11 protein-coding genes are annotated in these 13,114 nt (G+C 51.2%); 9 read left to right on the forward strand and 2 right to left on the reverse strand.

Translation table 11 applies throughout. The features are described 5' to 3' along the window. Positions 1-3: 3 nt before the first annotated feature. Positions 4-321: a carboxymuconolactone decarboxylase family protein gene (locus tag B2633_RS11210; protein ID WP_483170749.1), complete on the reverse strand. Its 318-nt coding sequence runs from the start codon at positions 319-321 to the stop codon at positions 4-6. A gap of 131 nt (positions 322-452) precedes the next feature. On the opposite strand from B2633_RS11210, the gene B2633_RS11215 reads away from it, so the two are divergent. Then, positions 453-1,634: a hypothetical protein gene (locus B2633_RS11215; protein ID WP_483170750.1), complete on the forward strand. Its 1,182-nt coding sequence runs from the start codon at positions 453-455 to the stop codon at positions 1,632-1,634. Here B2633_RS11215 and B2633_RS11220 read toward each other — a convergent pair. Beyond that, positions 1,631-2,308 (reverse strand): rhomboid family intramembrane serine protease, encoded by a 678-nt coding sequence (locus B2633_RS11220; protein WP_483170752.1) that lies wholly within the window; start codon positions 2,306-2,308, stop codon positions 1,631-1,633. The two genes, B2633_RS11215 and B2633_RS11220, sit on opposite strands and share 4 nt — an antisense overlap. Positions 2,309-2,829: 521 nt before the next feature. On the opposite strand from B2633_RS11220, the gene B2633_RS11225 reads away from it, so the two are divergent. The 8 genes from B2633_RS11225 to B2633_RS11260 form a co-directional block, all read left to right on the forward strand. Then, the gene (locus tag B2633_RS11225) at positions 2,830-3,612 is read left to right on the forward strand and encodes a short-chain-enoyl-CoA hydratase (protein WP_481041227.1); all 783 of its coding nucleotides are present in this window, start codon (positions 2,830-2,832) and stop codon (positions 3,610-3,612) included. Positions 3,613-3,669: 57 nt separating this feature from the next. After that, on the forward strand, positions 3,670-4,854 hold the full coding sequence (locus B2633_RS11230; protein WP_483170753.1) for an acetyl-CoA C-acetyltransferase: 1,185 nt from the start codon (positions 3,670-3,672) through the stop codon (positions 4,852-4,854). Positions 4,855-4,979: 125 nt separating this feature from the next. Beyond that, positions 4,980-6,812 carry an acyl-CoA dehydrogenase gene (locus B2633_RS11235; RefSeq protein WP_483170754.1) on the forward strand — a complete coding sequence of 611 codons (1,833 nt, stop codon included), beginning with the start codon at positions 4,980-4,982 and terminating at the stop codon, positions 6,810-6,812. 255 nt (positions 6,813-7,067) lie between these two features. Beyond that, on the forward strand, positions 7,068-8,306 hold the full coding sequence (locus B2633_RS11240; RefSeq protein WP_483170756.1) for a glycoside hydrolase 5 family protein: 1,239 nt from the start codon (positions 7,068-7,070) through the stop codon (positions 8,304-8,306). A gap of 87 nt (positions 8,307-8,393) precedes the next feature. Continuing rightward, positions 8,394-9,455: a glycosyltransferase family 4 protein gene (locus B2633_RS11245; RefSeq protein WP_483170757.1), complete on the forward strand. Its 1,062-nt coding sequence runs from the start codon at positions 8,394-8,396 to the stop codon at positions 9,453-9,455. Positions 9,456-9,714: 259 nt separating this feature from the next. After that, positions 9,715-10,908: an MFS transporter gene (locus B2633_RS11250; RefSeq protein WP_481041237.1), complete on the forward strand. Its 1,194-nt coding sequence runs from the start codon at positions 9,715-9,717 to the stop codon at positions 10,906-10,908. Positions 10,909-11,023: 115 nt separating this feature from the next. Next, positions 11,024-11,734, forward strand: a complete 711-nt coding sequence (locus B2633_RS11255) for an ABC transporter ATP-binding protein (protein ID WP_481041239.1) — start codon at positions 11,024-11,026, stop codon at positions 11,732-11,734. Next, a partial coding sequence (locus B2633_RS11260) for an ABC transporter permease (RefSeq protein WP_483170759.1) occupies positions 11,734-13,114 on the forward strand: 1,381 nt, incomplete at its 3' end. The genes B2633_RS11255 and B2633_RS11260, both read left to right, overlap by 1 nt.

Genomic DNA, 13,114 nt, shown 5'->3' on the forward strand with positions numbered 1-13,114 from the left:
CATCTACTGCCCTTTGTCAAAGGCGTTAAGACAGCTTTTCACTACATCCATACCGTTTACATAATAAGCCAGGCGCAGGGCCTCCACTATTTCCGCTTCGGTGGCGCCGGCGGCGCGGGCCTGGGACGCTACTACTTTTACCCCCTGGGCGGCGCCTTTCAAGGCATCCAGGGCCAGCACGATAAGGTACTTTGTCTTGGCGTCCAGAGCTCCCGGAGCCATGGCCGTCTCTACACTATCGGCACATAAGCGAAAGAGTTCGGCATCATACTCTTTCATTTGCTCCACAAACCAGGGCAACCGGGGTTTGCCATTATTCATAAAATTCCACCTCATTCCTCAAATAAAGCCGATAATATGTAAAATATTGTAATAAATATTATTTCCATAAAGAAGGTATTTATGGAAATATATAGAAATAATTACTAGAAACTAAAGGGGGGTTTATGGTTATGTTTTTTACTTTTCTGCACAAAGATGATGTGCATTATATGGATTTGTCTTTAATCATACAATATCCACCGCAAGATGTGCTGTTTTACTATTACGACTCCTTCATCAAGATACCCCTTGATATCTACCAGCAAACCAGCGACCTGGCCAAAAACGGCCCCCGGGGACGGACTCCCTGCAAGCTGTGGCTGGATTTGTGGGATAGCTATCTGGATGCTGCCGAAGGGGTAGAGGCACTGGCCAGCAATGAATATCTCAATACCATCGGCCCCTACTATTTTCCGGCAACCAATACGCGCTTTTATTTTACCAAGGATAAGCCCGACAGCAGTCAGATGCTTACGGTGCAGGATTTTACAGCTATCTGCACCTTAAGGGAGACTCCGGTCATGCTTGACGAGGTCAGTCTATATCTGAAGCCCAAGAAAAACAGCAAAAAAAGCACCAGGAACAGAGATGATCTGCTCCGGGATATCGAAATGTGTTTACTGAGTTTGCAGGAAATCGAAAAGTTAAACCGGCATCAACATTACCTGCAAAAATTAATCGAACAGCGCCAGGCCATCATATCCCGGGAAGACGTTCTGCCTCCCGAGCCTGATAATATTCCGGAAAAGCCCTTTAAACCGGAAAGCACCAGCAAAGAAAGCTTAATTCCCATTCCAAACCTGCTGATGCGCTCCAGAAAGAAATATCAGGAGGAATGCAGCCAGTACAACCACAACATGAAGGTATATCTGCTGCGCTACCGCGAGTATGAAAAGGCCTGCGATCGCTACAAAGACACCCTGGAAAAATGGATGCAATGCGGAGACGACTTCCGGGAAACCTGTATTCAGGAAATCAACGAGGCCGAGGCCAAATTGAGCAACACCAGGCAAATGCTGTCCTTCTATAACAGCGTCATATCCCGGTCGCCGGTACACGGGTCCTATCAGGACACCAAAACCCTCACCACATTCAAGCAGTATCTTGAAACCGGTCGGGCCAATGACCTGCAGGACTGTATGAACCTCTTTGAAGAAGAACGCCACTGGCACGAAATTAAAGCCAGCCAGGAACGAATTGAAAACACCATTTACTTTCTGCAGAGCAGTGACGAGGGCCTGCGCTTCGCCAACGAGCATATCGACCGCTTGTTAAGCAAAAAACAGGAAGTCCTGGAAAGCATTCATGCTTAGCTATTGACTAACTGCTGCCGGGCTTGTGGTTTGAGAAACACCCGGTATAAGACCATCCCGGCAGCGAATCCGCCCACATGAGCCCAAAATGCGATCTGGGCGCTGGAAGTAGCGTTGTGCAGCAATGATGTGGCTCCGCTCCAGAGTTGAGTAACCGCCCATAACCCGAGAAAAAACCAGGCCGGCATGGTAATTAAGAAGATGGGGAAGATAAGGGTCAACACCCGGGCCCTTTTGAACATTAGAAAGTAAGCTCCCATGATGCCAGCCACCGCACCGGATGCTCCTACCACCGGTATAGTAGACTGCGGATCGGTCCAATAATGGGTCAGGGCGGCAATAACACCGGTGCCCAGGTAAAATAACAGGAATTTCATGCGCCCCATGCAATCCTCCACATTATCTCCAAACAGCCACAGCATCCACATATTTCCAATGACATGCATCCAACTTCCATGCAGGAACATTGAGGTTAAGAATGGAATATATATGTTGGGGTTCATTTGATCGAACTGGACATAGGCGGGCACCAGGCCGAACTGGTAGATTAAGGCATTCAGCTGTGACTCGGAAAGACCACCTTCCAAGTAGAAGATCATGAGATTCAGGATGATAAGACTTACTGTCACCACGGGAAAATGGTTGCTGGGGGTGCTGTCACGCAAAGGAAACATATGTTTGTTCTCCTTAAATGAATTTACAGTATAATCCAGTTATTACCTTCCAAATTTGTTATACCTGTTATATCATATATAATATAATTTATAATATAATTATTATATCGTTACATATTCAAAATGGTGGCGAGTACCCGCAAAAGATACAGAGATCAATTTCCATGAGTATTACAGAGATAAAATACCCCAATAATTACTCCAGTCAATTAATGTGGTTTGTCTTAATCATATCCAAGCACAGCAAATTTTATAGTAGTATTATGCCTGTTTCCGACTAGATGTCTGTAAAGATGGCTTTTCAACCTGGTTAGGATTAAACTAAAGTGTGAAAAACCATTCTACTAGCTTACAGAGCTGTCACCAGGTGGTGATAACTTTTGAGCACTGGGACAATCCTATTAATGTGTTTGTGGGAATAAGCTCTTGGTATCACTACTTTTAGACTCTTATATAGAGGGGGGGATGGAGGAGTTCCAAGTGGGATACCACTTGTAAGTCAGACGAAGGGGAGGTATCTTATGGCGTACGAAAACATTTTACTTGAAAAGGAAGACAGGCTTGCCATACTCTACATTAACAGGCCCAAAGCATTAAATGCTTTGAATGCAGCAACACTGCTTGAGCTGAAAGACGCTATTGCCAAGATCGGCGAAGATGCTGATATCGATGTCTTGATTGTTACCGGCGCCGGGGACAAATCTTTTGTGGCCGGTGCGGACATTGCTTATATGGCGCCATTGAATGCCGCCGAGAGCAGAGCGTTTTCCGCGCTTGGCAATCAGGTATTCCGCAGCATCGAACTGCTGGAGAAACCGGTCATTGCAGCAGTCAACGGGTTCGCCCTGGGTGGGGGCTGCGAACTGGCCATGGCGTGCGATTTCCGCATCGCTTCTTTCCGGGCCAAATTTGGACAACCCGAAGTCGGACTGGGGATTACTCCCGGATTCGGCGGAACTCAGCGCCTGCCACGCTTGATTGGGCCTGGTATGGCCAAACAGCTGCTCTATACCGCGGATGTGATTGATGCCAACGAAGCTCTGCGCATCGGTCTGGTCAATCAGGTTGTACCAGCTGAGGAATTAATGCAGACTGTAAAAGACATTGCCAAGCGCATCATCGCCAAAGGTCAGCTTGCTGTGCGTTATTGCAAGGCAGCAGCTGATAGTGGTATGCAAACTGACATTGACCGCGCTATCGCATTTGAAGCCGATATATTTGGGCTGTGCTTCGCTACCGCAGACCAGAAGGAAGGTATGAATGCATTCGTAGAGAAGAGAGCCGCCAATTTCACCGGTAAATAATAAGGTGAGATTGGTTTTTTATTTTTACTTTAAATTTATAGGAGAGGTGAATATTTAATGTCAAAAGAAGTCGTAATCGTAAGCGCATGCCGTACTCCGCTGGGTTCCTTTGGTGGAGCCTTAAAAGACGTTCCGCCCGCTAAACTGGGCGCCATTGTCATGACCGAAGCTCTGAAAAGAGCCGGCATCACCGGCGAGCAGATCGACGAAGTCGTATTCGGCTGCGTTCTGCAGGCCGGCCTGGGCCAGAACATCGCCCGCCAGTGCATGATCGGCGCTGGCATCCCCAAAGAAGTAACCGCCTTCACTATCAACAAGGTTTGCGGATCTGGCTTGAGAGCAGTCAGCCTGGCTGCCCAGTTGATCAAAGCCGGCGACGTCGACGTCGTTCTGGCCGGTGGTGTGGAGAACATGAGCGCCGCTCCCTACCTGCTTCCCAAAGCTCGCTGGGGATATAGAATGGGCCCCGGACAGATGGTTGACGAAATGGTATTCGGCGGCCTGACCGACATCTTCAATGGCTATCACATGGGCATCACCGCTGAAAATGTAAACGAACAATATGGCATCACCAGAGAAGATCAGGACGCCTTCGCTCTGCGCAGCCAGACCTTAGCTGCAGCCGCTCAGGCAGCCGGCAAGTTCAAAGATGAAATCGTACCGGTGGTCATCCCTGGCAAGAAGGGTGACGTTGTATTTGAGAATGACGAATACATCAAAGCCAACACTACCGCTGAAGGCCTGGCCAAGCTGAAACCCGCCTTCAAGAAAGACGGCAGCGTAACCGCCGGCAACGCCTCCGGCATCAACGACGCTGCTGCTGCAATCGTGGTTATGTCCGCTGAAAAAGCCGCTGAACTGGGACTCAAGCCTATGGCCAAGATCGTCAGTTATGCCTCCGGCGGCGTAGATCCCAAGGTTATGGGAATAGGCCCGGTACCGGCGGTTAGAAAAGCCCTGGCCAAAGCCAACCTGACTATTGATGACATTGATTTGATTGAAGCCAACGAAGCGTTTGCCGCGCAGTCCATCGCCGTAGGCCGTGATTTAGGCTGGGCCGACAAGATGGATAAGGTCAACGTCAACGGCGGCGCTATCGCTATCGGCCACCCGATCGGATCATCCGGCGCCCGCATCCTTTGTACCCTGCTTTATGAGATGCAGAAACGCGGCTCCAAGAAAGGTTTGGCCACCCTGTGCATCGGCGGCGGCATGGGCACTGCCCTGATCGTCGAAATGTAATTTGAATTTGTGCCTGCCCGGTTTTCCCCGGGCAGGAAACATATCAGATTTGGTTTCGGCCAAATACCCCAGGTATTCTCACTGTTTCAACAGACATTAGATATCTTAATAAGGAGGGAACTGTATTGCCACATAACAATTTTTTGATGAACACGCGGGACATCAAGTTCGTGATCAAAGAATGGCTCGACACAGAAAAGCTTTTGTCCTTAGATGCCTATAAGGACTACTATGGGATTGACGACATCGATAATTTCCTCGATGTTAACTTCAAAGTGTGCCGCGATGTAATCTGCCCGGCCAACAAAGAGGCCGACGAAATCGGGGCGACCTTTGTAGGTGGGAACGAACACGCGGTTGTTACACCCGATGTCTTCAAGGATGTTTATAAAACCGTTATGGAAGCTGAGTTGGGGCCTCAGTTTGGTTTCCGCGGCGACGGCAAGATACCGCTGTCCTGGTATGCTCCGATTCTGGAGATGCAGTCCGCTGCATCCGCCGCCATAGTCATGTTCTGGTGTCTGACTCAGGGCGCCACCACTGTGCTCCAGGATTACGGCACCCAAAAACAACAGGATATGTTCCTGCCCAAGATGTACACCGGCGAATGGGGCGGCACCATGGGTCTGACCGAACCGGGAGCGGGCTCCGAAGTGGGCGCGGTGCAGAGCAAGGCATTCCCCACCGAAACCCCCGGCCTGTACAAGCTGAAAGGCCAGAAATGCTTCATCACCTCCGGTGACCATGATCTGGCGGAAAACATCATCCACCTGATGCTGGCCAAGACCCCCGGGGCCAAAGAAGGCACCGCCGGCATCTCTCTGTTCATCGTTCCAAAGTTCTGGGTCAACGAGGATGGCTCCGTGGGTGCTTGGAATGACGTAACTTCCGTTGGCATCGAGCATAAAATGGGTATTCATGGCTCCTCCACCCTCACCCTGGCCATGGGCGAGAACGACAACTGCTACGGCTGGATGGTAGGCGAAAAAGAAGTAGTAGACGGTCGTGGCGTAGGTATGTCACAGATGTTCGCGTATATGAACGAAGAACGCCTGAACACCGGTTTATTCACCCTGGGCTGCATAACTTCCGCTTATTACGCGGCTCTGGATTACACCAAAGTGCGCGTGCAGAGCAAACATTCAACCAATCCCAAAGGACCCAGTGTACGCATCATCGAACACGAAGACGTGCGCCGCATGCTGATGTACCAGAAAGCCGGCATGGAAGCCATCCGGGCTTTGATTTACCAGTCCTATCTGTTCCGTGATCTGGAAGTAGATGCTGCTACCGAGGAAGAAAGAGAATACTATGCTGATATGTTTGCGATCAACAACCCGCTGTGCAAGGCCTATTCATCCGATATGTCCCGCATTCTCACCGGGGAAGCGATCCAATGCCACGGCGGCTACGGCTTCATGGAAGAGTATGCCGGGGCTCAGCTATACAGAGACTGCGTTATCCATGGCATCTGGGAAGGCACCAACTTCATCCAGGCCCAGGACTATACCGGCCGTAAGTTCACCATGAAAGGCAGCGCTCCGTTCCAGAAGTGGGTAAAAGAAATCGATGACTTTGTTGCCAACGAGAAGACTGATGAATTCGCAGCTGAATTCGCTATGATGTCTGAAGCCATGACTTCTTTCAAGAATATCGTTGACATGAATGCTGCCTGGACCGCCGGCGACAAGCAGATGAAACAGCTCTTCGCCACCCGGACCATGCATTCAGGCGCCAGGGTCTACTGCGGCAAGCTGATGCTCTCCCAGGCCATCTTAGCTGCCAAGAAACTGGCTGAACTGGGTGATGACCATTACGATGCCAATTTCTACAAGGGCAAAATCGCCAGCGCCAAGTTCTATATCATGAACCATGTTACTGATGTATTCGGATTCGAAAAGGCCATGAAGGCCGGCGACAGAAGCTGTATTGACGTAGCCGAAGAAGCCTTCATGTAAACCGCTTTAATCCTGTCTCAGGGCAGGAAAAAACCATTATAAACCGTGACAACTGCTTATATCAACAGCCGGGTTTTATAGCTCCCGGCTGTTTTTTTGTCTGACGATGCAGATAAGACAATCGTTCCCTCTGGGTCTTCATTCCGACTTCTAAAGATTTTTTCTGCCCGATGCCAGACCGGCATAACATAAGGAATAAAAGAGCAAAAGTGGAGGAAGGCTACTAACTGTAACCTTTTTGCCGGAGGTGATCATATGGCAGATAATACGCCTTTCCTGCAGGGCATCAATTACTGGCCGATTCATAAAGCCATGTACTGGTGGAAGAATTTTGACCCCAACGAGGTGAACCGCGATTTTAGTCTGTTACAGCAGCATGGGTTTAAGTTGGTGCGCATTTTTCTTACCTGGGAAGACTTCCAGCCCCGGCCAGACCTCATCTCCCCAGCGGCTTTGGAGCATCTTGCCACAACGATGGATATTGCCTGGCGCCACGGGCTGCAGATCATGCCTACCTTCTTCTGCGGCCACATGAGCGGGGTCAATTGGATGCCGGCCTGGATGCTGACCGATTACTCAGCGCCCCAACCCTTCGATATATATGCCGGAGGTGTGATATACACCGACAGGGCTTTGCGGGATTGCTACAGCGATGAAGCCGTTATCGAAGCCCAAGCCCTTCAGATCGCCTCAGTCTGCCAGCACGTCCACGGCCACCAGTCTCTGTACGGCTACGACCTGGGCAATGAAAACTCCAATTTCGCCATACCTCCCGACCGGGAAAGGGCCCGAGGCTGGCTGGATGTAATGACCTCAACCATCCGCAGCTATAGCCCGGGTATGCCGGTTACCATCGGCATGCACAGCGAAGATCTGGAACAGGACCGCCGTATGTGGCCGCAGGATGTCGCCAGGTACTGCGACTACCTTTGCATGCATGGCTATCCCTCCTACCTGGCCTGGGTAAAGGATCCTTTCGACGCTCATGCCCTTCCTTTCCTGGCCACGGTAACCGAGTGGATGGGCGGAAAGCCTGTGCTGCTGGAGGAGTTTGGCGCACCAACCTGTGAAAACGATCAAGAAAGGGCTGAAACCGCAGTTTTAAGCCTTTTCCCCCTTTTTGAAGAAAAGTCGGTTAAGGACTTCTACCAGAGAGCCCTGACTCTGCTGCAACAAGAGCATATCCTGGGTGCCCTGGCCTGGTGCTTCGCGGATTATCACCCCCATCTATGGGATCGCCCTCCTCTGGACAGGAGAATACATGAGAGGTATTTCGGCCTGTTCAGATCTGATCACTCCCCTAAACCAGCTTTGGAGGCTTTCAAGACTCAGCGGCTCTATGAACCCGCCCCGGAGAAGGTAGAGAAGCGCCATCCCTGGCTGCAGGATTATGACCGGGAGGATTTCTATTCGGACCCGATCGGCAATCTCAGCGCTATGTATGAGCAGTACCGGCTGCATAAAGGTCTCGAACCCCAGCTGGCAAATAAATAACAGACGATTAAGATGCCCGCACTGTTTTATCTATGATTAATAAAACATCCGGCTTCGGGGCGGGCATCAAAAACCTGGAGGTATATCATGAAAATTGCAATGCTGTCACCCATCGCCTGGAGGACGCCGCCTCGGCACTATGGCCCCTGGGAATTGGTAGTCTCGAATCTCACTGAAGAGCTGGTAAAACTGGGGCACGAAGTAACATTGTATGCCACCGGTGATTCCAAAACGGCGGCTCGCTTGGAGTATATCTGCCCCTATCCGTATGAGGAGAACCCGGAGATCGATCCCAAGGTTTGGGAAGCGATGCACATCGCCCACCTGTTCGAGAATGCGCACAAATATGACATGATTCACAACAATTACGATTTTATTCCCTTAGCCTTCAGCCGTATGACAGATACACCGGTGGTGACCACCATCCACGGCTTCTCTTCGCCTAAGATAGTACCAATTTACCGCGAATATAACCGCAACAATTATTATGTATCTATCAGCGATTCGGATAGGCACCGCGACTTAGACTATGTCCGTACGGTTTACCACGGCATAAACCTGGATGAGTTTACCTTCAGCGACAAGCCCGGTGATTATCTGGTATTCTTGGGCCGCATACATCCCGATAAGGGCACCGAGCAGGCCATAGAGATTGCCCGGCAAAGCGGGATGAAATTATTGATCGCCGGCATTATCCAGGACAAGGATTACTATAACGAACGTGTGGCTCCGCATATAGACAACCGGCAAATCATATATATCGGCTCGGTAGGCCCGCCTCAAAGGGATGAGCTTTTGCGGAATGCTTATGCGGTCTTGCACCCCATATCATATCAGGAGATGTTCGGTTTGACCGTGGTTGAATCAATGGCCTGCGGCACTCCTGTAATTGCTTTTAACAAGGGTTCGATGCCCGAGGTGATAAAAGACGGCGTAAGCGGTTTCCTGGTACAGAACGTCGCCGAGGCCTGCGAGGTCATGCCCAAGGTTGCCTCCCTGCCGCGCAGTCATTGCCGTCAGTGGGTTGAAACCCGGTTTTCCAGGCAGCGCATGGCCTTAGACTATCAGTCGGTTTACCAGGATATCCTCGGAGGCAATGCCTTTCCCATTGAGAAAACCAGGACTTCACCGGAGATCATGCTTAATTGAGTCCAGCCGGGGGATGTTCTTGAGGCCATCCCCCGCCGGTTTGCTTTTAAAAGACAACCGTTGCTCTTCCTACACATAGGTGATTTTTACTCCACTTTAGTACCCGTCTACTAACCGCCTACCTTTTGCCTCCTCCAGGACTTTGCTCATCAATTGCTTCTCATACCTTACCCATTCAGTCTCATCAACTCCCTTGTGAGTAGAGAGTGCAAAGAGGTACAATAGTCTGAATGAATGCGGTGGCGGGGAGTGAGTTTCTATGGATTTGCGGCGCTATAATCTGAGCCTGCTTCTGTTTTCCCTGGCAAGTTTGATGATGGGGATATACAGTGGTCTGTATGACCCCTCTTTTAACAACTACCTGGCTCAGGTTCATCATCTCGGCGAAATAGCCCGTGGAGCCCTGGAATTTCCCCGCGAGTTGCCAGGTTTTCTGGTGGTAGTGGTTTTTACTCTTCTGCTTTTCTTAAAGGACACCCGGGTGACTATGGTAGCGGCCCTGATGGTGGCGGTGTCGTTGTGGGGGCAGGGGTTTTTCGCGTACAATATGGTCCTGGTGGTATTGTGGATGTTGCTGTGGAGCACCGGCGCTCATCTTTTTATGGTGATGCGCTCGTCACTGGCCTTGCGCCTGGCGGATAAAAACCAGGCCGGAAAATTGCTGGGACAGATCGGAGGCCTTGAAGCGGCCGGGGTTTTATTGGGTTCACTCCTGGTCTATATCGGGGTGAGCCGGTTTGACTTTTCTTTTGCTCTAATCTTCGGTATCGCGGGAAGCTGTGCCCTGACAGCAGCGGTGTGCATGGCCATGATTAAAGGCGAGCCAATTAAGAGACCGCCCCGTTACCTGCTGTTCAAGAAAAAATATAACCTTTTCTATTTACTAAATATCCTGTTCGGAGCCCGCAAGCAGATATTTCTCACCTTTGCCCCCTGGGTCTTGATCCGTCTTTTCGACCAGGGGGTGGAAGTCTTTGCTATTTTGAGTATGATCGGTACGGCGGTGGGCCTTTTCTTTCGTCCCCTCCTGGGCATGGCCATCGACCGCATCGGAGAAAAGCGCATCATTGCGGCTGAATCGCTGGGTCTGATCGTTATCTGCATCCTATATGCCTTTGCACCCGCCTGGTTTCCCGCTAACCTGGCCTTAACAGTGATAATGGCCTGTTTTATCACTGACCAGGTCCTCTTCGCGGTCAATATGGCCCGGGCCACCTATTTGAACCGCATCGTCGACACCCCTGATGATATCGGTCCCACGCTATCTATGGGCGTAACCCTGGATCACATGGTTTCCATGACGGTTCCCATCGGAGGCGGACTGATCTGGGCCAGTTTCGGCTATCAGTGGGTGTTTTTGGCAGCCGCAGGCATTGCCCTGCTCAATCTGCTACTTGCACTCAACATCCCCGATTTATCCCCTCCAGCCGAACCTCAGACCCAAAGCGCGTGAGCAGCGGCAACTGCTTTCCGGAATCATTTCTAGCTCTGTTTTCCATTGACAGCGCTACCTTGAAGGGGTAAATTCAACTTGACGGCACACCGGCACTTGTGGGGAGGAGCAGCAAATGGCGGATCATGTTCTGGTTCACCTGGAGGATGTAACCAAGACCTATGTGATGGGCGAGGTCTCGGTAGAAGCCCTTAAAGCCACCACTATCGACATCTTTGCGGGGGAAGTACTGATAATCCTCGGTCCCAGCGGTTCTGGGAAGAGCACTTTATTAAACCTGATAGGCGGTATGGATCGGGTCAGCAGCGGTGAATTGACTTTTCGCCAGCAGGCTTTGCATCTGGCCGGCAACAATGAACTGACTCAATACCGCCGGGACCATATCGGCTTTGTTTTCCAGTTCTATAATTTGATATCAGATTTAACCGCCTGGGAGAACGTGGAGTTGGCTGCCAGTCTGGTCGATAACCCGCTGTCGACCCAGGAAGTGCTCATGCAGGTGGGGCTTGATGAACGCCTGGACCATTTCCCGTCTCAACTCAGCGGCGGCGAGCAGCAGCGCATATCTATCGCCAGGGCTATAGTAAAACGGCCCTTGATCCTGCTTTGTGATGAACCTACCGGCGCCCTGGATTATCAAACCGGCAAAAGCATACTGGAGCTGCTCTTAGAGGTAAACCGGCTGCATGGCAGCACGGTAGTTATTGTAACCCACAATGCGGCCATCGGCGCCATCGGCGACCGGGTCGTGCGTATGAGCAGCGGCAGAGTGGCGGAGATCCAAGTCAATGCCAGCCGGGCAACACCTGAAGGAATTGAGTGGTAATGAAGGTATTATATCGCAAACTGTGGCGCGGCATATGGACCAGCAAGGGGCAGTTTTTTGCCATGGCCCTGGTTATTACCATAGGCATCTCCCTGTATGTGGCCATGTCGACCACTTATTCCAACCTGGGCTATGCTCAGGAGCGTTTTTATGATGACAATAACTTCGCTGATCATTATTTCCATGTGGTCCACGCCCCGGAAGGGGTAGCCAAGCAGATCGCCAACATACCCGGGATAGAAAAGGTAACCGTACGCATACAGCAGGATGTGGCGGTTATAAAAGAGGACGGCACCCGGGCCTCAGCCCGGCTCACCTCTTACCCTTTGCCCCTGAATCAACAGGTCAATAGCGTCGAATTGGAGCAAGGCCGCCTTTTCGAAGCCTATCCGGCCAACGGCGGGGCGGAGGCCCTGGTTGATCCCTCCTACCTGGAGGCCAATGGCCTGAGTTTCGGTGATAATGTAGAGATAATCGCCGAGGGCAGGCAGGTTCCACTTACTGTGGTGGGGACGGCTATAGGCCCCGAGTTCGTGTACGCCGTCAAAGACCTCTCCGCCATGGTGCCTGACCCTAAAACCTTCGGTATATTCATGATACCTTTGAACCAGGCTCAGGAAGTTTTCAACCTTCCCGGGCAGGTCAACCAGATCCTGGTGGTATTCTCACCCGGGGCGGACACCGATTCCATAGTGGCGCAAATCGAGAACCTGCTTTCTTCCTATGGCAACCTGGCCAGCTATCCTCGCAAGGATCAGCTCAGTCACTCCTTACTGGACTCCGAGCTGACCAGCGGCCGTATCATGGCCAGATTTTTCCCTATCATATTCTTGACCATCGCTGCGGGGATACAAATCGTCTTGCTGCGCCGCATGATCCGCATGCAGCGCTCTCAGATCGGCATTATGAAAGGCCTGGGGTTCAGTAACTCCGCGGTGGTTTTTCATTACAGCAGTTATGCCCTGGCGGTCAGTATGATAGGAGCGCTGGCCGGAAGCAGCCTGGGATTGCTGTTCTCCCAATCCCTCAACGAAATATATGCCATGTACTTTAACCTTCCCAAAGTAGAAGGCTATCATTTTCAGGTAGTGGCATACAGTTTTATACTCGCGGCTGCAGTGGGACTTGCAGCCGGGCTTAGCGCGTCCATGCCTGTCGTCAGCATTAACCCGGCAGAATCAATGCGCGCTCAGCCGCCCGGCAAGACCTCCCGCAATATGCTGGAACGCCTGCCATTTTTCTGGCAGCGCTTGAGCCCTTTGTGGAAGATGAGTTTTCGTTCTGTGGCCCGTAACCGCATGCGGACAGCGGTTACGGTGGCCGGGGTGGTAGCCGCTGTCTCTTTATTGCTGATATCCTTTTTCATGAATGATGCCATAG

This window comes from Syntrophomonas sp. UBA1041 (assembly GCF_002316705.1).
Classification (GTDB): Bacteria; Bacillota; Syntrophomonadia; order Syntrophomonadales; family Syntrophomonadaceae; genus DTU019.

Coding starts and splice junctions, on each gene's coding strand:
- B2633_RS11240 (WP_483170756.1), top strand. CDS start 7,068: ATGGCAGATAATACGCCTTTCCTGCAGGGCATCAATTACTGGCCGATT.
- B2633_RS11230 (WP_483170753.1), top strand. CDS start 3,670: ATGTCAAAAGAAGTCGTAATCGTAAGCGCATGCCGTACTCCGCTGGGT.
- B2633_RS11210 (WP_483170749.1), bottom strand. CDS start 321: ATGAATAATGGCAAACCCCGGTTGCCCTGGTTTGTGGAGCAAATGAAA.
- B2633_RS11255 (WP_481041239.1), top strand. CDS start 11,024: ATGGCGGATCATGTTCTGGTTCACCTGGAGGATGTAACCAAGACCTAT.
- B2633_RS11250 (WP_481041237.1), top strand. CDS start 9,715: ATGGATTTGCGGCGCTATAATCTGAGCCTGCTTCTGTTTTCCCTGGCA.
- B2633_RS11245 (WP_483170757.1), top strand. CDS start 8,394: ATGAAAATTGCAATGCTGTCACCCATCGCCTGGAGGACGCCGCCTCGG.
- B2633_RS11220 (WP_483170752.1), bottom strand. CDS start 2,308: ATGTTTCCTTTGCGTGACAGCACCCCCAGCAACCATTTTCCCGTGGTG.
- B2633_RS11215 (WP_483170750.1), top strand. CDS start 453: ATGTTTTTTACTTTTCTGCACAAAGATGATGTGCATTATATGGATTTG.
- B2633_RS11225 (WP_481041227.1), top strand. CDS start 2,830: ATGGCGTACGAAAACATTTTACTTGAAAAGGAAGACAGGCTTGCCATA.